This is a genomic window from Variovorax sp. GW821-FHT09B05, assembly GCF_059418265.1.
Window position 1 is genome coordinate 22,888 of record NZ_JBWKPN010000006.1, and the last position, 19,496, is coordinate 42,383.

Here is a 19,496-nt window from a genome sequence, read left to right on the forward strand (position 1 = left end):
CGAAATCGGCGCAACATAGGGGCCTGCTTCGCCCAGCCATCCGTGAGGAAAAGACCATGACCACCCGAGCCGCCGTCACCAGCGCGCGCCCCGCGCCGATCCCCGAGGAAGTCGACGAGGACCTCGATGCCGACGGCCTGCCCGAGGACGACTTCGATGCCATCGACGCCGAAGCCGCCGATTCCCTGTCCGAGGAAACCGGCATCGACCTCACCGATGCCAGCGAGCTCGATGCCGACAACGTGCCGGCCGACGAGGAGTTCGATCGGGTGATGAACGCGCCCGACTGAGGGCGCTTTTTTTCGGGCCCACGCGCTAGGCCGATGCGGGATGCAGCCAGCCCTGGTGCTTCTTCATCAATGCGCTCACCACGTTGCGGATCTCGTCCATCGCCGCCCGCGCGATCGCTGACGTGCCGCCCTGCCTGCGCGTGACCATCCCGACCGAGCGCAACGGTCCGTCGGCAATCGACGAGATCTTCATGCCCCGCAGGCTCACCATCGGCATCATTCCCAGATAGGGCAGCACGGCAACGCCCAGCCCTTCCTTGAGGAAGCCCGCGATCGTGCCGACCTGGTCGAGCTGCATCTTCGGCCGGAACTCCACGCCACGCTGCAGGAAGGCGGCGCTGATGTAGCGCATCGCGGTGCTGGCGTCGGTCATGCTGATGACCGGCAGCCGCAGCAGCTCCTCCAGCATGACTTCGTCGGCGATGCGCTTGCGCCACGCGCCGCACGACAGCAGCACGAACTGATCTCTGAGCAGCTCCTCGTATTGCAGGTCCGGGTGCGAGGGCATGACGGACGCCAGCGCGAAATCCACCTGGTAGTTGAGCAGCCGCTGGATGCTCGCGCTGTTGGAGCAGTCGTGGATGGCGATGCGCGGCTGCGCGAAGCGCCGCTCGAGCGCGCTGCAGGCGGTGGGAAGAATCACGCTGGCCAGCGACGGCAGCGAAGAGATGCACAGCTGTTGCGCCTCCTGCTCGGCCGATGCGCGCATGCGCTCGAGGCCGCTGTCGAATTCCCCGATCACGCTGCGCGCCATGCTGGCCAGCCGCGTGCCGCTCGCGGTGAGATGCACGCTGCGCGTGGTGCGCTCGAACAGCACGAGGCCCAGGGCCTCCTCGAGATCGCGGATCGCCTTGCTCAGCGAGGGCTGCGTCATGAACAGCTGCTCCGCGGTCTTGCTGAAGTTCAGCGATTCGCTGAGCGCGAGGAACAGGCGCAGCTGGCGCGGGGAGATATTCATTCCCTGATTCTATAAATCGATAGATAGAAAGAATTTCAAAGATAAATGGGTTCTTCCTACGATCGCCGCTCAGGCAAATCGAAGGAGACGACAAGGTGCTGGATCTCAAGGGAAAAGTGGCGTTGGTCATGGGCTGCGGCGCCGTGGCCGATGGCTGGGGCAATGGGCGCGCCACCGCGGTGCTGCTCGCGCGGCAGGGCGCGAAGGTGTTCGGCACCGACCTCGTGCTCGCCAACGCCGAGGCCACGCGTGCCCTGGTCGTGGCCGAGGGCGGCGAGGCCGAGGTCCAGGCCTGCGATGCCACCCAGTCCGCGCAGGTCGAGCAGGCGGTGGCCGCCTGCATCCAGCGCTTCGGGCGCATCGACATCCTGGTCAACAACGTCGGCGTCTCGCAGCCCGGCGGCCCCGTCGACATGGATGAGGCAGTGTGGGACGCGCAGATCCAGGTCAACCTCAAGAGCGCGTTCCTCGGCTGCAAGCACGTCATTCCGCACATGCGCGAGCAGGGCGGCGGCGCCATCGTCAGCGTGGCGTCCGTGGCCGGCCTGCGCTACATCGGCAAGCCGCAGGTCGCCTATGCCGCGGCCAAGGCGGGGCTGCTGCAGTTCACGCACACCTCGGCGGTCATCCACGCGCCCGAAGGCATCCGGCTCAATTGCGTGGTGCCGGGGCTGATGCACACGCCGCTGATCGAAGGCCTGGCGGCGAAGTACGCGAAGGGCGACACGCAGGGCTTCATCGACCATCGCAACAACCAGGTCCCCATGAAGCACATGGGCACCGGCTGGGACACGGCGCACGCGGTGCTGTTCCTCGTGGCGGACGAAAGCCGCTACGTGACCGGCACCGAGATCGTCGTCGACGGTGGCCTGGTCGCGGCCACGCGCTGACGGCCCGCTCCCTTCCCACCGCTTCCCCAAAAACAAGGAGACACACCATGCTCGAGACCGGGCGACGACTTCTATTGGCCTGCGCAGTCGCGACGGCCGCGGCCGCGCTGATGCCGGCCGCCCATGCGCAGGGCTATCCGCGCCAGCCCATCCGCCTCATCGTGCCGTTCGCTCCGGGCGGCGCGGTCGACCAGACGGCACGAATCATCGGCAACACCTTGGGCGAGAAGCTGGGCCAGACGCTGGTGATCGACAACAAGCCCGGCGCCAGCGGTTCGCTGGGCGCGGGCGACCTGCACCGCGCCAAGCCCGATGGCTACACCCTCATGCTCGCGCTCGATTCGCAGGCGGTGAACCACCTCACGGTGAAGAACCTGCCCTTCGATACCTTCAAGGACTTCGACTACCTGAGCCTGCTCGTCACCACGCCGCAGGTGCTGGTCACGCGCAACGACCTGCCGGTGAAGAACCTCGACGAGCTGGTGGCCTACCTCAAGGCCAACCCCAAGAGCTCCTACGGCTCCGCCGGCACCGCATCGGCCGGGCATGTGAACAGCGCGCAGCTGTCGCTGGCCAAGGGGCTGCGCACCGAGCACGTGCCCTACAAGGGCGCGGGCCCGCTGCTCACCGACATGCTCGGCGGCCACATCGACTACGCGTTCGCGGGCCTGTCGGTGATGCTGCCGCAGATCAAGGCGGGCAAGGTCCGCGCACTGGCCGTGAGCTCGCCCGGACGCTCGGCGATGCTGCCCGACGTGCCGGCGATGAACGAGCTGATCCCGGGTTTCGAATACCCGACCTGGATCGGCATCGTCGCGCCGCCGGGCATGCCGCCCGAGGTGCGCCAGAAGATCCTCAAGGCCGTGCGCGAGGCGATGCACGACCCGCAGGTGGCCAAACGCTTCGGCGACAACGCCTACGACATCGTGAACGGCACGCCCGAGCAGTTCATGGAGCGCGTCAAGAAGGACGCCGAAGTGATGAACGACCTCGTCAAGCGCGGGATCGTCACCAGCGGCTGAACTCGATCCACGAACAAGGAAGGAACACCCCCATGGCCCGGATTCCCTACGCGGACAGCCAGAACCCCGCCGTCAAGCCGCTCGCGGACCGCATCGTCGCCGAGCGCGGCGAGGTGCTGCATCTCTATCGCATGCTGCTCAACAGCCCGCCCGTGGCCGAAGGCTGGCTCCACTACCTGACCGCGATCCGGCAGAAGTCGTCGCTATCCGGCGCGATCCGCGAGATGGTGATCATGCGCGTGGCGCAGCTCAACCACGCGCCCTACGAAGCGGACCAGCATGCGCCGATCGCGCTGAAGGAAGGCATGTCGCAGCCGCAGCTCGATGCGCTGCAGGACTGGGCGCAAAGCGACCTGTTCAGCGAGCGCGAGCGCGCGGTGCTGGCCTATGCCGACGCCATGACGCTCCACGTGCAGGTGCCGGATGCGATCTTCGCCGCGGTGTCGGCGCAGTTCGAGCCGCAACAACTGGTGGAACTCACGGCGACGGTCGCGGCCTACAACATGGTCTCGCGCTTCCTCGAAGCACTGCAGATCCATTCGCACGACGCGCGCTGAGAGCCGTCCTCGGCGTCAGCTCGTCTGCCGCACGATCACCTGCCCGTTGCGCGCACCACTGTGCGCGCCATCGCGCCAGGTCAGCGCGCCATTCACGATCACCGCCTCGATGCCCTCGGCCGCCTGCGTCGGCTCCTGGTAGTTCGCGGTGTCGCGCACGGTCTTCGCATCGAACACCACCACGTCCGCGTGGTGGCCGGGCTTGAGCGTGCCGCGCTCGTGCAGGCCGAAGTTGCGCGCCGTGAGGCCGGTCATCTTCCACACCGCGGTCTCGAGCGGGAACAGGCCGACGTCGCGGCTGTAGTGGCCCAGCACCCGCGGGAAGGTGCCCCACAGCCGCGGATGCGGCTTCTCGCCGAGCGGAATGCCGTCGGAGCCGATCATGGTCTCGTCGAAGGCGAGGATGCGCTGCACGTCGTCCTCGTCCATCATGAAATAGATCGCGCTGCCGGGCTGCAGCCGCTTGGCAGCCTCCTCGCCCGACACGCCCCAGTCGGCCGCGATGTCCTTGAGGTCGCGGCCCGCGCATTCGGGATGCGGCACGCTCGATGCGATCAGCACGCGGCCGTCCATCATGCCGCGGTCGGTGCGGATCATGGTCGAGCCTGCCGTGTAGGGATAGCAGTCGAGGCCGATGCACTGGTGCTTCATCGCCTCCTGGATGAAGGGCAGCGTGACCTTGGTCTTGCCGTGGTTCTGCACGTTCTGCACCTTGTGGTGCGACACCACCACCGGGATGTCGAGCGCGCGGCCGATGGCGAAGGTCTCCTCGAGCGATTCCATCACCCGGTCGGCCTCGTCGCGCATGTGCGTCACGTAGAGCGCCTTGCGCGACGTGAGCGGGCGGCCGACCTCGATGATCTCCTCGGTCGTGGCCTTCACCGCGGGCGGGTAGAAGGTGCCGGTCGACAGGCCGATGGCGCCGGCCTGCATCGCTTCCTCGACCAGCGCCTGCATGGCCGCGATCTCGTTCGCGGTGGCGGGGCGGTCGAGGTCGGCCATGGTCACGGCGCGCAGCGTCGAATGGCCCACCATCGCCGCCACGTTGACCGAGGAGGGCGTGGCGCGCAGCGCATCGAGGTAGGCCGCGAAGGTGGTGAAGCGGCCCTCGACCGGCGAGTCGAGCAGGCTCAGCGGCATCGGCAGGTCCATGTCCTCGCGCAACGGCGCGGCGCTGATGCCGCAGTTGCCCGCGATCACCGTGGTCACGCCCTGCGACACCTTGAACGGCATCTGCGCCTGCGACAGCACCGCCTGGTCGTCGTGCGTGTGCGAGTCGATGAAGCCCGGCGCCACGATGCGGCCCGTGGCGTCGAGCACCTGGTCGGCCGTGTGGCCCTCGAGCTTGCCGATGGCGGCGATGCGCCCGCCCGTGATGGCCACGTCGGCCTCGAAGCGCGGCGCCTTGGTGCCGTCGATCACGGTGCCGCCGCGGATCAGCAGGTCGTGGTGGGTGGGGTTCGACATCGCGTCTTCCTTCTTCGTGTGGGGGTGTTCGGGTTCAGCGGAAATGGCAGGCGACCAGGTGGCCGTCGGCCTCGCGCGGCGTGAGCACGGGCTGCTGCTCCTTGCACACGGCCTGCGCCATCGGGCAGCGGGTGTGGAAGCGGCAGCCCGAGGGCGGATTCGCGGGGCTCGGCGGATCGCCCTGCAGCAGCATCCGTTTGGCGGGCGTGCGCGGGTTGGGCACGGGCACCGCCGACAGCAGGATCTCGGTGTACGGATGGCGCGGCGCCGAGAACAGCGTGTCGCGGTCCGCGATCTCCACGATGTGGCCCAGGTACATCACGGCCACGCGGTGGCTGATGTGGCGCACCACCGCGAGGTCGTGCGCGACGAACAGGTAGGCGATGCCGAACTCGGCCTGCAGGTCCATCAGCAGGTTCACCACCTGCGCCTGCACCGACACGTCGAGCGCCGACACCGGCTCGTCGCAGACGATCAGCTTGGGCTGCAGTGCCAGTGCGCGCGCGATGCCCAGCCGCTGGCGCTGCCCGCCCGAGAACTCGTGCGGATACTTCTTCGCCGCCTCGGGCCGCAGGCCCACGCGCGAGAACAGCCAGCGCACGCGCTCCTCGCGCGCGGCCGCGTCGGCGCCGCCGAAGTTGCGCAGCGGCTCGGCCACGATCTCGCCCGCGGTCAGGCGCGGGTTGAGCGAGGCGTAGGGGTCCTGGAAGATGATCTGCAGGTCGCGCCGGCGCTGGCGCATCTGCGAGGGCGACAGTCCCACCAGCTCCTCGCCGTCGAGCTGCACCGAGCCCGCGCTCGGCTCCACCAGCCGCAGCACCGACTTCGCGGTGGTCGTCTTGCCGCAGCCCGATTCGCCGACCAGCGCGAGCGTCTCGCCGCGCGCCACCGAGAACGACACGCCATCGACCGCCTGGATCGGCGGCCGCGCCGGCCGCAGCCAGCGCTTGGGCGAAACATAGTGCTTGCGTAGCTCGTGCACGCGCAGCAGCGGCGCGGCCTCGGTCGTCGTCGTCGTGCTCATGCGGCCACCTCCTGTTCGACCGAAGCCGTGGCCCAGCCTTCCTGCACCGCGAAGCAGGCCACCACGTGGCCGCCGTCGGCGTCTTTCGCATCGCCCTGGCGCGTGAGCCGCGGCGTCTCGTGCCGGCAGCGTTCGCGCGCCGAGGCGCAGCGCGCCGCGAAGGCGCAGCCGCGGCCGAGTTCGTGCGCGGCCGGCACCAGCCCCGGGATCTCGGTGAGTCGCGTGCTCGCGGTGTTCATCGCGGGCATCGAGGCCATCAGCGCGCGCGTGTAGGGATGCAGCGGCCGGTCGAACAGCTCGACCACCTCGGCCTCCTCGACCTTCTTGCCCGCGTACATCACGACCACGCGGTCGCAGCTCTCGGCCACCACGCCCAGGTCGTGCGTGATCATCACCACGCCCATGCCCAGCTCCTTCTGCAGCCGCTTGATGAGGTCGAGGATCTGCGCCTGGATCGTCACGTCGAGCGCGGTCGTGGGCTCGTCCGCGATCAGCACCTCGGGGTTGCAGGCCAGGGCCAGCGCGATCATCACGCGCTGGCGCATGCCGCCCGAGAGCTGGTGCGGGTACTCGTTCACGCGCCGCTCGGGCTCGGGGATCTGCACCAGCCGCAGCATCTCGACCGCGCGCTGCAGCGCCTCGGCGCGGCTGGCCTTCTGGTGCAGCTGCACCGTCTCGGCGATCTGCCGGCCCACGGTCAGCACCGGGTTCAGCGAGGTCATCGGCTCCTGGAAGATCATCGAGATGCGGTTGCCGCGGATCTGGCGCATCTCGCGCTCGCTCAGCTGCATCAGGTCGGTGCCGCGCAGCCGCACCGCGCCCGCGTGATGGCCCGGCGGCGTGGGCACCAGCCGCAGGATCGACAGCGCGGTCACGCTCTTGCCGCAGCCCGATTCGCCGACCACGCCGAGCGTGCGGCCGGCGCGCACGGTGTAGGACACGCCGTCGACCGAGCGCACCACGCCGGCCAGCGTGTGGAAGTGGGTGCGCAGCTCGTCGACCTCGAGCAGCGGCTCGCCGGTCGCGAGCGCGACGCGGGACAGGGGAGTGGTCATGGGGCGTCGTCCCTCAGAGTTGGCGCGCCAGGCGCGGATCGAGCGCATCGCGCAGCCCATCGCCCACGAGGTTGATCGCGAGCACCGTGGCCGCGAGCAAGAGGCCCGGGTACAGGATGATGTGGAAGGCCACGGCGACGAAGTTGCGCCCCTCGGCCATCATGTTGCCCCAGCTCGGCGTCTGCGCGGGCACGCCCACGCCGAGGAAGGACAGCGCCGCCTCGGTCAGCACCGCGGCCGCCGCGACGAAGGTCGACTGCACGATCAGCGGTGCCACCATGTTGGGCAACACGTGGCGCCACAGGATGGTCGGCAGCCGCGTGCCCACCGCATGCGCGGCCTCCACGAACAGCTGTTCGCGCAAGGTGAGCGCCAGCGAGCGCACCAGCCGCACCACGCGCGGTATCTCGGGAATGGTGATGGCCACGATCACGGTCGTGAGGCTGGCGCGCGTGACCGCCATCAGCGCGATCGCCAGCAGGATGCCGGGGATCGCCATCAGCCCGTCCATCACGCGCATCACGAAGCCGTCGATGCGGCGCACGAAGCCCGCCAGCAGACCCAGCACGATGCCGAAGACGGTGGCCAGCACGGCCACCGAGGCGCCGACGATCATCGACACCTGGCCGCCCCACACCGCGCGGCTGAACACGTCGCGGCCCAGCGCGTCGGTGCCGAACCAGTGCTCGGTCGAGGGCGGCTGCATGCGCGCCAGCGGGTCGATGTCCTGCGGGTCGTGGGTGGCGATCCAGGGTGCGGCGATCGACAGCGCCGCCACCGCGAGCAGCAGCAGCAGGCCGACGATCAGCGTCGGGTGCTTGCGCAGCCAGCGGAAGCGCGGCGGGACGAAGGGCACGATGTCGGCTTCGGTGCTGACCGGTGTGCTGATCGGTGTGCTGGCCGATGTGAGGGGCGTGTCGCTGTCGCTCATGGGGAGTACGGTGGACATGGCGCGGTTCAGTACTGGATGCGCGGATCGAAGAAGCGGTAGCTCAGGTCGATCAGCAGGTTGATCAGCACGTACACGCCGGCCGACAGCAGCAGCACGCTCTGGATCACGGGATAGTCGTGGCGCTGCACCGAATCGATGACCAGCCGGCCCACGCCGGGGATCGCGAACACCGTCTCGGTGACCACCACGCCGCCGATCAGCAGCGCGATGCCCACGCCCACCGTGGTGGCGATGGGAATGGCCGCGTTGCGCAGCGCATGGCCCAGCACCGGCAGCACGCCCAGGCCCTTGGCGCGCGCGGTGCGGATGTAGTCCTCGTGCAGCACCTCGAGCACGGTGGCGCGCGTCATGCGCGTCACCAGCGCGATGTAGACCAGCGCCAGGTTCACGCAGGGCAGCACCAGCCCGAGCAGCCAGTCGGCCGGGCTCTGGCCGAAGCGCACGTAGCCCTGCACCGGGAACCACGGCAGCTGGATCGCGAAGGCGTAGATCAGCAGGTAGCCGACCAGGAACACCGGCACCGAGAAGGCCAGCACCGCGAACAGCATCACCAGCCGGTCGATCCAGGTGCCGGCGCGGTAGGCCGCGAGCGTGCCCAGCGGCACCGCCACCACCAGCGTGATCGCCATGGTGAGCACCGCGATCGACACCGTGGGCTCGAGCCGCTGCCCGAGCAGTTGCGAGACCGGCACCTGCGTGAAGATCGAGGTGCCGAGGTCGCCGGTGGCGAGCCGGCCGAGCCACAGCGCGAACTGCTGCCACAGCGGCAGGTTGAGGCCGAGCGCGGCGCGCAGCTTCTCGATGTCCTCGCCGGTGGCGAGGTCGCCCGCGATCAGCGCGGCCGGGTCGCCGGGCGAGAGGTGGATCAGCAGGAACACCACCACGGCGACCACCGCCATGACCGGGAGCGTCGAGAGGAACCGACGGAGGATGTAGCCCATGGCTTCGAGGTTCTCGTGGCTGGGGAGAAGGGCTTACTTGTCGAGCATCCAGACCGTCGGCATGCCGGCCCAGAGCTTGTCCACGCCCTTGAGGCTGGAGCGCGCGGCGAACGCGGCCGAGTACTGGCCCGCGTTGATGTAGGGCACGACCTCGTAGGCGCGCGACTGGAAGGCGTCGAGCAATTCCTTGCGCTTGGTCGGCACCGTCTCCTTGAGCCAGGCCGTGCGCAGCTCGTCGAGCTTCTTGTCGCAGGGCCAGCCCGGCAGGCTGTTGCCGCAGGCCGCGCTCAGGTAGGCGTTGGCGATCGGCGAGTTGGCGTCGAACTCGCCGGCCACCGTCACGTACATGTTCCAGCCGCCGGCCTCGGGCGCATCGCGCTTGGCGCGACGCGCGCCGATCGAGGCCCAGTCCATGGTCTGCGCGTCGACGTTCAGGCCGATGCTGCGCATGGTCTGCGCGGCCATCAACGCCTCGGCGTTGAGGTAGGGCACGTCGCTGGGCACCAGCAGCACCACCTTCTCGCCCTTGTAGCCGGCGTCGGCCAGCATCTTCTTGGCCTTGGCCACGTCGGCCTTGCGGAAGGGCTCGGCGCCGGCCGCGGTCTCGTTCGGGCTGCCGCAGATGAAATAGGTGGCGCAGTAGCTCATGCGCATGTCCAGCGGATAGCCCATGGCCGCGACGAAGCGCTCCTGGCTCACGGCCTGCAGCAGCGCCTGGCGCACCTTCGGATCGTTGAACGGTGCGTGCAGCTGGTTCATCACCAGGAAGGCCTGGTAGGCGCCGCCCGAGCCGATCTTGACGTTGCTGTCGGTGCGCAGCGGCGCGATGTAGTCGGGCGGCAGCTGCTCGACCAGGTCGACCTCGCCGCGCTTGAGCGCCGCGACCGCGCTGTTGGCGTCGGGCAGGTAGAGCCACTCCACGCGGTCGAAGCTGGTCTTCTTGCTGCCCGAGAGGCCGCTCGGCGGCTCGCTGCGCGCCACGTAGTTGGTGTTGCGCACGAACACCGCCTTGTTGCCCGGCACCCATTCGTCGCGCTTGAAGACGAACGGGCCCGAGCCCACCACCTCGGTCAGCGGTGCCGTGGCCGGCATCTTCGCGATGCGCTCGGGCAGGATCACCGGCGGGAAGCCCGAGGGCTTGGCCAGCCCGTCGAGCACCATGCCGAAGGGCTCGGTCAGCGTGAGCGTGAAGCTGTGGGCGTCGACCGCCTTCCATTCCGCGCCGCTGGCCACCATCGCGCGGCCCAGGCTGTCGCGCGCGGCCCAGCGCTGCAGCGAGGCGATGGCGTCGGCCGAGGTCACGGCGCTGCCGTCCGAGAACTTCAGGCCCGGGCGCAGCGTGAAGCTCCACTGCTTGCCGTCCTTCGAGGTGCTGTACTTCTCGACCATCTGCGGCTGCGGCTTGCCGTTCGCGTCCTGCGCGAACAGCGTGTCGTAGACCATGTAGCCGAAGTTGCGCGAGATGTAGGCCGTGGTGAAGGTCGGGTCGAGGATCTTCAGGTCGGCATGCGCGACCACGCGCAGCGTCTTGGGCTGCTGCTGGGCCGGCGCGTGCAGGCTCGCCGTGGCGAGGGCGAGTCCGCCGAGACAGGCGGCGAGAAGGCGGCGTGGTGAAGTCATCGCGGAACTCCGTGGGCTGAGGAAAAGGGAAGGGAACGAGGGAGAAAGAAAAAACGAGGCGTCAGGCCGTGGCGCCGATCGGCCACTTGGGCAGCCGCGCCTTGCGGTAGGGCAGGGTGCTGAGGTCGAGCGTGACCGCGCCCGGCGCACCCGCGTAGATCACATGCTTGGCGACCTTCGAGTACGAGGCATAGAAGTGCTGCGAGGACTTCACCACCACGATCTTCTTGGCCGCCAAGTCGCAGCCCAGTTGCGTGAAGAGGTCGGTGCCCATCGCCTGGTTGCGCAGCGTGATCAGCACGATCTCGATGCCGTTGGCTTCCACCAGCGCGCTGTCGCCCATCAGCACCGGCGTGCCCGCCAGGCCGGTCATCACCAGGTCGCGCTGCAGCGCCTTCACCGTGCACTCGAGGTCGATCGGGTCGCCCGAGAGCGGACTGATCTTGCCGCCGATGCGCATCGTGAGCTTGGCGCCCACGCCCGCGTCGAAGGCGATGCGCACCGCGATCGGGTCCCACATCGGGCCCAGCGCCGCATTGGTGATGCCGCGCTCGACCATGCGGCGCAGGATGAAGGTCGAATCGCTGGCCGCGCCGCCGCCGGGGTTGTCGGCGCCATCGGCCAGCACCACCGGGCCGCCGTCGAAGGCCAGCGCCGCGTCGAGCGAGGCGTCGATGCCGGGGTAGGGGACCGTGAGCGCGTCGCGCATCCCGATCACTTCGTCGGCCAGCTGGCGCGCCAGGGCCTGCGCCTTGGCCGCGTCGCCGTCGGTGTAGACCAGCAGCTTGGTGCCCATCTCGGGCACGTCGCCCCACGAGAAGCCGTGCGTGAGCGAGACCGAGAGCACGCCGTCCTTGCCCTCGAGCGACTGCATGCGCTCGACGAAGCCGCGCGCCGGCTGGCGCGAGGTGTGCACCGTCACGATCATGTCGCAGTCGACCATCGCGGCCACCGGCTTCACCTTGCCCTCGACCTGCGCCGCGCAGATGTCGACCAGCTCCATGCCGCGCTCGAGCACGTCGGTGTGCGGGTACTCCTTGAACGAGATCATCAGGTCGGCGTTGGCCACCATCTCGGGCGTGAGGTGGTTGTGCGGATCGAGCTCGGCGCCGATCACCACCTTCGGGCCCACGATCTCGCGCACCCGCTTCAGCAGGTCGCCCTCGCAGTCGTCGTAGCCGTCGGCCACCATCGCGCCGTGCAGGCCCAGCAGCACCATGTCGACCGGCAGCACCGCGCGCAGGTCGGCCAGCAGCTCGTCGCGCAGCGTCTCGTAGGCATGGCGCGTGGTCGTGCCGCTGGGCTGCGCGCCGGCCACCATGCCTTCGAACAGCGTCCAGCCGCGCTCCTTGCCGCGGATGCGCGCGGCCCACAGCGGGCCCGAGAACAGCGTCATCGCTTCGGGATGCTTGCCGGCGGGGAAGTAGCCGCGGTCCTTGAACGAGGCCAGGCCCGTGGGCATGGGCGCGAAGGTGTTGGTTTCGGTGGCGAGGGAGGCACTGAAGACACGCATGGGGTTTCTCTTGTTCTCGGGGTGGAGGGAAGAAGGAGGAAAGATGGGGCGTTGCCGCCTCAGGCCGCGACCTTGCTGCGCAGCCGCTGCGGCCCGAGCATCTCGGCCGTGAGCCCGAAGCCTGCGATGCGCTCGGGCAGCGGCAGCCCGCGTGCCAGCGCCGCGCAGGCCTCGCCCATCGCGGCCGAGGTCTGGATGCCGTAGCCGCCCTGCGCCGCGACCCAGAAGAAGCCCGGCGCCTCGGGATCGAAGCCGCCGACCAGGTCGCCGTCGGCCACGAAGGAACGCAGGCCGGCCCAGGTGCGCGTGGGGCGGCGGATCGAAAGCGTGGTCACCTGCTCGATGCGGTCGATCGCGATCGCGATGTCGAGCTCCTCGGGCTGGATGTCCTGCGGCTCCACCGGGTCGGCATTGGCCGGCGAACCGAGCAGCATGCCGGCGTCGGGCTTGATGTACCAGTCCTCCTCGGCGCCGAACACCATGGGCCAGCGCGCGGCCGTCGCGGCCTCGCCCTCGGGTGGCGCGAAGATGAAGGCCGAGCGCCGGCGCGGCTCGATGCCGATGGGCGGCACGCCCGCGAGTCGAGCCACGGTATCGACCCAGGCGCCCGCCGCATTGAGCAGCACCGGTGCCTCGTAGCTGCGTCCGCCGGCCTGCACGCGCCAGATGTCGCCCACGCGCTCGATGGCCGTCACGCCCGCATCGCACACCAGCTGCCCGCCCGCGCGCCGCATGCCGCGCAGGTAGCCCTGGTGGATCGCATGCACGTCCATGTCGGCCGCATCGGGTTCGTAGACCGCGCCGATCACCTGCTCGGGCCGCAGCGCCGACACCATCGCGCATGCTTCGTCGGCACTGAGCCGGCGCGGATCGCCGGGCATGCCCTGCAGCACCTGCCAGTGCTCTTCGAGCTGCGCCTCCTGCCCCGGGCCCGCGATCATCATCGCGCCGCGCGGCGTGAGCAGCGGATGCTCGGCGAAGCCCGGCGGCGGGTTCTCGAGAAAGGCGCGGCTGGCCATCGTGAGCGCGCGCACCTGCGGCGTGCCGTAGCTCTCCATGAAGAGCGCGGCCGAGCGGCCCGTGGAGTGGTAGCCGGGCTGGTTCTCGCGTTCGAGCAGGATCACGCGGGCATGCGGCGCGAGCCAGTGCGCCACCGAGGCGCCGGCGATGCCGCCGCCGATCACGAGGAAGTCGGCGGTGGCGGTGGTGTGTTCGGTCGTTGTCATTGCGGCGCAGTGTAGGAACAAATTTGCGTATCCGCAAATTATCGAAAGCCCTGAGTTCCTTTGACGTCGTCTCGTGCAGAGTGAGGACGCGGCGAGGGGCCCAGGACGTTCGTTGCACCATGGCGGTGAAATTTGCGTACTTGCAATTTGCGCATACGCAAATTCCGGGCCCGGCCGAGGCGGCCCGGCGGTGGAGGGGCGGCGGATGGACTGGCAGAATCCTGCGCATCACAAGAGAGAGCCAAGCGTGAATCCACATACAGGGACCAAGCAGGCGGCGAAGCCGAAGGAGGCTGCGCCCACGCTGGACCGCACCACTTTCGGTTATCGCTTGCGCACCGCGCGCAAGCGTTTCGGCTGGACGCTGGCGCAACTGGCCGAGCGTTCGGGCGTGTCGATCACCACCATCTCGCGCGCCGAGCGCGGCCAGCTCGCGCTGGGCTACGAGAACTTCACCGCCCTGGGCCGCGCGCTCGACATGGACATGAACGCCATGTTCGCGGGCGCCGGCGTCAAGCCCGCCCAGTTCGACGGCCCCGTCGTCACGCGCGCCGGCAAGGGCGTGGTGTATCGCGGCCTATCGATCGCCTACGAGTTCCTCGGCACCACCGCCGCCGGCAAGCAGATGAGCCCGATCGTCGGCGTGGTGCACGCGCGGCGCATCCACGGGCCCGAGGACTTCGTGCGCCACTCGGGCGAGGAGTTCGCCTATGTGCTCTCGGGCGAGATCGAGGTGCACTTCGACAACGGCGAGGTGGTGCGGCTGGGGCGGGGGGATTCGCTCTATTTCGACAGCCGGCTCGGGCATGCGTACATCAGCGTGAGCCGGCAGCTGGCCAAGATCGTGGGGATGACGATCGGGGAGAGCGGGCACATGAAGTCGGCGCGGGAGGCGCCGGAGGTGGAAGCCGTGGAGGCGGTGGCGAAGAAGAGGATTGGGCGCGCCGGCAAGGCTTGAGGGTGGTGCCAGCTTCTGGTCACCGCTTTGTTGAATCTGCCCCAGATCGGGCATCGGCCATCGCCGTGAATATCCCGTCGCGCAGAGGGCGGAGCAAAAGTCAGTCCGCGTCTTGACCTGGCCAGCCAGGGCCACTACGGAGCGAGTCGTCGTGCTCGTCAAAGCCCGACAAGTTGGATCGGAAGATCGGCGGGCCCCCTTGCGCCGCCTGTTTGGCCTGGCCTGCCAGGCTGGCGAAGAGGTCGGAGTAGCCGGGCCAGAACGTGGGATCTCGCCAGCCCGTCGGTCCATTGGCTTCGCTGCGCTCTTGCGCAACCACAAGTGCGGACAGGAAAGCCTCCTGATTGGCAGGCGTGAACGTTCGAGCGTCAAGGCAGCCGTAGAGATGGACGCTGGCGTTTTGATCCGAGAGCCATGTTGCGAGTGCATCGTGACCGCGTTCTGCGAGCACCTGCGAAATCTCGCTCAAGATCGTGCGATAGACCCAACCAGCACACCCTATTTCCACGTTTTCAGCGGCGATCAGTACAGCCATGGGACCTCCGTGATTTGATCCGGCAAAGTGTCGTGGAAATTCACTCGGTGCGAACCACTTCGTGTCGAACCTCGGATCGGATCGGTACGTTGGCCGGTCATCCAGGCCTACAGCTTCCCGCGCATTGCCGCCCCGCACGCCTCTGCGCCGACCAGCATTCGACTCGGGTATCTCCGCAGTCGAACTCCCATCTAATTCTTGCCGCGTAGCATCCGCGCCGCCCACGATGAAGCGATGCGCCGTACGCAAACCCGGCCGGGCAGGATGGACGAATGAACACGAGAAACAAGATCGCGACGCTGCTGGTCGTCGCGGCTGCTGCCGTTGGCGCGGCCTTTGCCTATGCGTGGGAGCCGGCCATCGCGGCCTTGCCCGCGCCACCGCCGCCCGGCGGCGACCAGGCGCTGCTGGTGCGAGGCTCGCACGTGGCCAGCACGGGCGACTGCATGGTGTGCCACACGGCCGCCAACGGCAAACCCTTCGCGGGCGGCCTGCCGCTCAACACGCCCTTCGGCACGATCTTCAGCACCAACATCACGCCCGATGCCGAGACCGGCATCGGCAGCTGGTCGCTCGAGGCCTTCACGCGCGCCATGCGCGCCGGCGTGTCGCGCGACGGGCACCTGCTGTACCCGGCCTTTCCCTATCCGCACTTCACGCGCATGTCGGACGACGACATCGGCGCGCTCTATGCGTACCTGATGGCGCGCACGCCGGTGCATGCGCCGGCCAAGGCCAACCAGCTCACGTTTCCGCTCGGCTTTAGGCCGCTGGTCGCGGGCTGGAACCTGCTGTTCCTGCAGAAGGGCCCGCTGCCCGCGCCCGGCACGGCGCAGTCCGACGAATGGCTGCGTGGCCGCTATCTGGTGGAGGGCGCGGCGCACTGCGCGGCCTGCCACACGCCGATGAACCTGCTCGGCGCCGAGAAGAGCAGCCAGCCCTTCGCGGGCAACCTCATCGACGGCTGGGAAGCGCCGCCGCTGAACGCGCTGGCCAGCGCGCCCAGGCCGTGGACGAAGGAACAGCTCGTGTCCTACCTGCGCACCGGCCTCGCGAGCGAACACGGCGCGGCCGCGGGGCCGATGCTGCCGGTGACGCAGCACCTGGCCGACGTGCCCGAGTCGGACGTGCGCGCGATCGCGACCTACATCATGGGACTGCAGCCCGGGGCCCCTGCCGCGGCGCAGGCCGAGCCGGCCAAGGCGGCGGCGTCCGCCTCGGTCGCCGCCGCGGCCGTGCCCGCGGGCCAGCGCGTCGATGCCGGTGCCGCGCTGTTCAACGGCTCGTGCGCCGGCTGCCACGGCGGCGCGGCGCCCATGCGCACCATCGGCGACCGGCCCGCGCTCGGCCTGAGCACCGCAGTCAATGCCGACAGCGCGCGCAACGCCATCAACCTGGTGCTGGGCGGCAACCCGTGGGGCGGTTCGGCATCGGCGCACTACATGCCGCCATTTGCCGATGTGCTGAGCGACGAGCAGATCGCCGAGGTGCTGCGCTACGTGCGCGCCAGCGCCACGCAGCGCCCGGCCTGGCCCGATCTGCAGAACGAGGTTGCGAAGGTCCGCAAGGAGAAGGAGGCACTGCCGAAATGATCACGCTCACCGTCAACGGCGTCGACCACGCGCTCGACATCGATCCCTCCATGCCGCTGCTGTACGCACTGCGCAACCACCTCAAGCTCAATGGCGCCAAGTACGGCTGCGGCCTCGGCCAGTGCGGCGCCTGCACCGTGATCGTCGACAAGCGCCCCGTGTTCTCGTGCCTGACGCCGGTGTCGGCGGTGGGCAAGCGCGCGGTGCGCACCATCGAGGGCCTGGGCAGCGCCGACAAGCCGGCGCCGATCCAGCAGGCCTTCATCGAGCAGCAGTCGGCCCAGTGCGGTTACTGCATCGCCGGCATGGTAATGCGCGCGCAGGCGCTGCTCGACGAGCGCCCGGGCGCCGACGAGGAAGAGATCCGCCAGCACATGCAGCCCAACCTCTGCCGCTGCGGTACCCACATGCGCATCGTGGCCGCGATCGTCGAGGCGTCGAAGACGCTGGCCGGCACCGCGCGGCAAGGAGCATCGCGATGAGCCACCCCGCACAGCGGCAGGACGCCGCGTTGCGCAACCCGAGCCGACGCCACTTCCTGGCCGCGGGCTCGCTCACCGTGAGCTTCTCGCTCTGGCCCGGCGCCGCCGCGCTGGCCCAGCAGGGCAAGCAGGCCACCGAGGCGGGCGCGCCCAGCGCGCTCGATGCCGGCACCGCCAAGCTGCCGGGCGACCTCACCGGCACGCCCATGCTCGACGCCTGGATCCGCATCGACGAGCAGGGCCGCATCACCGCGTGGACCGGCAAGGCCGAGCTCGGCACCGGCATCCGCACCGCCTTCACGCAGATCGCCGCAGAAGAGCTGAGCGTGCCCTTCGAGGCGGTGCACCTGGTGACGGCCGACACCGCCGTCACGCCCAACGAGGGCTACACGGCCGGCAGCCATTCCACCGCCGACAGCGGCACCGCCATCCTCAACGCGGCGGCGCAGGTGCGCGTGCTGCTGGTGGGCTCGGCCGCCGGCAAGCTCGGCGTGGCGGCCGATGCCCTCAAGCTGCGCGACGGCGTCATCTCCGCCCCCGATGGCCGCACCCTGAGCTACGGCCAGGCCGTGAGCGGCCTCGACCTGCACCGGCGCGCCGAGCCGCGCTCCGAGCTGGTCGATCCGAAGCAGCACCGCGTCATCGGCCAGTCGCGTCGGCGGCTCGACATCCCGGGCAAGGTCACCGGCGGCGCGAGCTACGTGCAGGACATGCGCTTGCCGGGCATGGTGCATGCGCGCATGGTGCGGCCGCCGTCGTACGGCGCCGTGTTGACCGGCGTCGACAGCGCGGCCGTCGAGAAGATGCCGGGCGTCGTCAAGGTGGTGCGCGACGGCAGCTTCCTGGCCGTGGTGGCGCAGGACGAGTGGCAGGCCATCCAGGCCATGCGCGCGCTCACCGAGGCCGCGCGCTGGCAGGAGAGCGCTTCGCTGCCCACGCCGGCCACCATCCACGACACGTTGATGAAGCTGCCCCGGCAGGAGATCCACGTCGGCGACCGCCATGGCGAGACCGTGCCCGCGGCCAAGACCCTGCATGCGCGCTTCACCAAGCCCTACCTCGCGCATGCGTCGATCGGCCCCTCGTGCGCGGTCGCGCAGTTCGATGCGCAGGGCAAGCTCACCGTGTGGACCCACTCGCAGGGCGTGTTCCCGATGCGTGGCGCGCTGTCGGAACTGCTTTCGATGAAGCCCGAGGACATCCGCTGCGTGCACGTCGAAGGCTCGGGCTGCTACGGCCACAACGCCGCCGACGATGCCGGCGCCGAGGCCGCGCTGATCGCGCGCGCCGTGCCGGGTCGGCCGGTGCGGCTGCAATGGATGCGCGAGCACGAGTTCACCTGGGAGCCCTTCGGCCCCGCGATGGTCACCGACGTGAAGGCCTCGCTCGACGCCAGCGGCCGCGTGGTCGACTGGCAGTACGAGATCTGGAGCAACTCGCACAACCAGCGCCTGGACAACGCCGGGCGCTTCATCTCCGCGCAGTACCTCGCGAAGCCCTTCACGCCGGCGCCGCCCAAGCCCATTCCCATGCCCGAGGGCGGAGGCGACCGCAACAGCCTGCCGCTGTACAACTTCGCCAACTACAACGTCGAGCACCACTTCCTGCCCGACATGCCCGTGCGCGTATCGGCCATGCGCGGCCTCGGCGCGTACATGAACGTCTTCACCATCGAGAGCTTCATGGACGAGCTGGCCGCCGCCGCGGGCGCCGATCCGGTCGAGTTTCGGCTGCGCCACCTCGACGACCCGCGCGGGCGCGACGTGGTACAGCTCGCGGCGAAGAAGTTCGGCTGGGACCCCAGGCGCAAGCGCGTGCCGAACCGCGGCGTGGGCTTCTCATTCGCCCAGTACAAGAACCTCATGAGCTACCTCGCGCTCGCGGTCGAGGTGTCGATCGTGCCGGAGACCGGTGAGATCCGCATCGAGCGCGCCATCGCGGCCATCGACTGCGGCCAGGTGGTCAACCCCGACGGCGTGCGCAACCAGGTGGAGGGCGGCATCCTGCAGTCGGCCAGCTGGACCCTGTACGAGCAGGTGCAGTACGACGCCCAGCGCATCCGCAGCTACGACTGGAGCCGCTATCCGATCATGCGGTTCTCGGACGTGCCGCGGAAGGTGGAGGTGCACATCATCGATCGGCCCGGGGCGCCGTTTCTGGGGACCGGCGAGGCATCGCAGGGGCCGGCGCCTGCGGCGTTGGGGAATGCGATTGCGGATGCTACGGGGCGGAGGTTGCGGGGGTTGCCGTTGGCGGCGGGGCGGAGGCTCAAGGAATACAACCAGGGCTGAGGCCGTGGAGCTTGGCGGCGGGCGCCGCGCGCCGGCAGAGGTCGATCGGTGGGTTGATGACGAGCGCAACCAAGCGATAGTGGTTCGTGAAGCTGGACGGAGGATTCGAACGGCCGATATGGC

The 19,496-nt window shown here is 69.3% G+C and carries 18 protein-coding genes; 8 read left to right on the forward strand and 10 right to left on the reverse strand.

Annotation, left to right across the window (positions count from 1 at the left end; translation table 11 throughout):
- Positions 1 to 56 precede the first annotated feature (56 nt).
- Positions 57 to 290: a hypothetical protein gene (locus AC07RM_RS16855; protein ID WP_296781624.1), complete on the forward strand. Its 234-nt coding sequence runs from the start codon at positions 57 to 59 to the stop codon at positions 288 to 290.
- A gap of 25 nt (positions 291 to 315) precedes the next feature.
- Here AC07RM_RS16855 and AC07RM_RS16860 read toward each other — a convergent pair whose 3' ends face one another.
- Positions 316 to 1,248 (reverse strand): LysR family transcriptional regulator, encoded by a 933-nt coding sequence (locus AC07RM_RS16860; RefSeq protein WP_495335259.1) that lies wholly within the window; start codon positions 1,246 to 1,248, stop codon positions 316 to 318.
- Between the two features lie 95 nt (positions 1,249 to 1,343).
- Here AC07RM_RS16860 and AC07RM_RS16865 point away from each other — a divergent pair, with 95 nt between their 5' ends.
- From AC07RM_RS16865 to AC07RM_RS16875, 3 genes are read left to right on the forward strand one after another with little or no spacing between them, the layout of a single operon-like run.
- Positions 1,344 to 2,138, forward strand: a complete 795-nt coding sequence (locus AC07RM_RS16865; RefSeq protein WP_296796790.1) for an SDR family NAD(P)-dependent oxidoreductase — start codon at positions 1,344 to 1,346, stop codon at positions 2,136 to 2,138.
- A gap of 47 nt (positions 2,139 to 2,185) precedes the next feature.
- Positions 2,186 to 3,160, forward strand: a complete 975-nt coding sequence (locus AC07RM_RS16870) for a Bug family tripartite tricarboxylate transporter substrate binding protein (RefSeq protein ID WP_495335260.1) — start codon at positions 2,186 to 2,188, stop codon at positions 3,158 to 3,160.
- Positions 3,161 to 3,192: 32 nt separating this feature from the next.
- A complete protein-coding gene (locus tag AC07RM_RS16875; protein ID WP_495335261.1) occupies positions 3,193 to 3,717 on the forward strand; it encodes a carboxymuconolactone decarboxylase family protein in 525 nt (174 codons plus the stop codon).
- A 15-nt stretch (positions 3,718 to 3,732) separates the two neighbouring features.
- Here the strand turns inward: AC07RM_RS16875 and AC07RM_RS16880 are convergent, their stop codons facing one another.
- The 8 genes from AC07RM_RS16880 to AC07RM_RS16915 form a co-directional block, all read right to left on the reverse strand.
- A complete protein-coding gene (locus tag AC07RM_RS16880) occupies positions 3,733 to 5,184 on the reverse strand; it encodes an N-acyl-D-amino-acid deacylase family protein (RefSeq protein WP_495335262.1) in 1,452 nt (483 codons plus the stop codon).
- Between the two features lie 34 nt (positions 5,185 to 5,218).
- Complete coding sequence (locus AC07RM_RS16885) at positions 5,219 to 6,208, reverse strand: ABC transporter ATP-binding protein (protein ID WP_495335263.1); 990 nt, start codon at positions 6,206 to 6,208, stop codon at positions 5,219 to 5,221.
- A complete protein-coding gene (locus AC07RM_RS16890; protein WP_495335264.1) occupies positions 6,205 to 7,263 on the reverse strand; it encodes an ABC transporter ATP-binding protein in 1,059 nt (352 codons plus the stop codon). The genes AC07RM_RS16885 and AC07RM_RS16890 overlap by 4 nt, the downstream gene beginning before the upstream one ends.
- Positions 7,264 to 7,276: 13 nt before the next feature.
- A complete protein-coding gene (locus AC07RM_RS16895; RefSeq protein ID WP_495335265.1) occupies positions 7,277 to 8,212 on the reverse strand; it encodes an ABC transporter permease in 936 nt (311 codons plus the stop codon).
- 8 nt (positions 8,213 to 8,220) lie between these two features.
- A complete protein-coding gene (locus AC07RM_RS16900; protein WP_093349072.1) occupies positions 8,221 to 9,156 on the reverse strand; it encodes an ABC transporter permease in 936 nt (311 codons plus the stop codon).
- A 33-nt stretch (positions 9,157 to 9,189) separates the two neighbouring features.
- Complete coding sequence (locus AC07RM_RS16905; protein WP_495335266.1) at positions 9,190 to 10,776, reverse strand: ABC transporter substrate-binding protein; 1,587 nt, start codon at positions 10,774 to 10,776, stop codon at positions 9,190 to 9,192.
- A 61-nt stretch (positions 10,777 to 10,837) separates the two neighbouring features.
- Positions 10,838 to 12,289, reverse strand: a complete 1,452-nt coding sequence (locus tag AC07RM_RS16910) for a M81 family metallopeptidase (protein ID WP_495335267.1) — start codon at positions 12,287 to 12,289, stop codon at positions 10,838 to 10,840.
- A gap of 59 nt (positions 12,290 to 12,348) precedes the next feature.
- Positions 12,349 to 13,515, reverse strand: a complete 1,167-nt coding sequence (locus tag AC07RM_RS16915; RefSeq protein ID WP_495335268.1) for an NAD(P)/FAD-dependent oxidoreductase — start codon at positions 13,513 to 13,515, stop codon at positions 12,349 to 12,351.
- 247 nt (positions 13,516 to 13,762) lie between these two features.
- On the opposite strand from AC07RM_RS16915, the gene AC07RM_RS16920 reads away from it, so the two are divergent.
- Positions 13,763 to 14,473 (forward strand): helix-turn-helix domain-containing protein, encoded by a 711-nt coding sequence (locus AC07RM_RS16920; RefSeq protein WP_208508816.1) that lies wholly within the window; start codon positions 13,763 to 13,765, stop codon positions 14,471 to 14,473.
- A 100-nt stretch (positions 14,474 to 14,573) separates the two neighbouring features.
- Here AC07RM_RS16920 and AC07RM_RS16925 read toward each other — a convergent pair whose 3' ends face one another.
- Positions 14,574 to 15,008 (reverse strand): hypothetical protein, encoded by a 435-nt coding sequence (locus tag AC07RM_RS16925; protein ID WP_398500165.1) that lies wholly within the window; start codon positions 15,006 to 15,008, stop codon positions 14,574 to 14,576.
- A 272-nt stretch (positions 15,009 to 15,280) separates the two neighbouring features.
- On the opposite strand from AC07RM_RS16925, the gene AC07RM_RS16930 reads away from it, so the two are divergent.
- From AC07RM_RS16930 to AC07RM_RS16940, 3 genes are read left to right on the forward strand one after another with little or no spacing between them, the layout of a single operon-like run.
- Entirely contained in the window at positions 15,281 to 16,600 is a 1,320-nt protein-coding gene (locus AC07RM_RS16930; RefSeq protein WP_495335269.1) for a c-type cytochrome, read from the forward strand.
- Entirely contained in the window at positions 16,597 to 17,082 is a 486-nt protein-coding gene (locus tag AC07RM_RS16935) for a (2Fe-2S)-binding protein (protein ID WP_495335270.1), read from the forward strand. The genes AC07RM_RS16930 and AC07RM_RS16935 overlap by 4 nt, the downstream gene beginning before the upstream one ends.
- Positions 17,079 to 19,373, forward strand: a complete 2,295-nt coding sequence (locus AC07RM_RS16940; protein WP_495335271.1) for a xanthine dehydrogenase family protein molybdopterin-binding subunit — start codon at positions 17,079 to 17,081, stop codon at positions 19,371 to 19,373. The genes AC07RM_RS16935 and AC07RM_RS16940 overlap by 4 nt, the downstream gene beginning before the upstream one ends.
- Positions 19,374 to 19,496 lie beyond the last annotated feature (123 nt).

Coding starts and splice junctions, on each gene's coding strand:
- AC07RM_RS16870 (WP_495335260.1), top strand. CDS start 2,186: ATGCTCGAGACCGGGCGACGACTTCTATTGGCCTGCGCAGTCGCGACG.
- AC07RM_RS16885 (WP_495335263.1), bottom strand. CDS start 6,208: ATGAGCACGACGACGACGACCGAGGCCGCGCCGCTGCTGCGCGTGCAC.
- AC07RM_RS16930 (WP_495335269.1), top strand. CDS start 15,281: ATGAACACGAGAAACAAGATCGCGACGCTGCTGGTCGTCGCGGCTGCT.
- AC07RM_RS16890 (WP_495335264.1), bottom strand. CDS start 7,263: ATGACCACTCCCCTGTCCCGCGTCGCGCTCGCGACCGGCGAGCCGCTG.
- AC07RM_RS16895 (WP_495335265.1), bottom strand. CDS start 8,212: ATGTCCACCGTACTCCCCATGAGCGACAGCGACACGCCCCTCACATCG.
- AC07RM_RS16940 (WP_495335271.1), top strand. CDS start 17,079: ATGAGCCACCCCGCACAGCGGCAGGACGCCGCGTTGCGCAACCCGAGC.
- AC07RM_RS16910 (WP_495335267.1), bottom strand. CDS start 12,289: ATGCGTGTCTTCAGTGCCTCCCTCGCCACCGAAACCAACACCTTCGCG.
- AC07RM_RS16880 (WP_495335262.1), bottom strand. CDS start 5,184: ATGTCGAACCCCACCCACCACGACCTGCTGATCCGCGGCGGCACCGTG.
- AC07RM_RS16855 (WP_296781624.1), top strand. CDS start 57: ATGACCACCCGAGCCGCCGTCACCAGCGCGCGCCCCGCGCCGATCCCC.
- AC07RM_RS16915 (WP_495335268.1), bottom strand. CDS start 13,515: ATGACAACGACCGAACACACCACCGCCACCGCCGACTTCCTCGTGATC.
- AC07RM_RS16900 (WP_093349072.1), bottom strand. CDS start 9,156: ATGGGCTACATCCTCCGTCGGTTCCTCTCGACGCTCCCGGTCATGGCG.
- AC07RM_RS16905 (WP_495335266.1), bottom strand. CDS start 10,776: ATGACTTCACCACGCCGCCTTCTCGCCGCCTGTCTCGGCGGACTCGCC.
- AC07RM_RS16935 (WP_495335270.1), top strand. CDS start 16,597: ATGATCACGCTCACCGTCAACGGCGTCGACCACGCGCTCGACATCGAT.
- AC07RM_RS16925 (WP_398500165.1), bottom strand. CDS start 15,008: ATGGCTGTACTGATCGCCGCTGAAAACGTGGAAATAGGGTGTGCTGGT.
- AC07RM_RS16875 (WP_495335261.1), top strand. CDS start 3,193: ATGGCCCGGATTCCCTACGCGGACAGCCAGAACCCCGCCGTCAAGCCG.
- AC07RM_RS16860 (WP_495335259.1), bottom strand. CDS start 1,248: ATGAATATCTCCCCGCGCCAGCTGCGCCTGTTCCTCGCGCTCAGCGAA.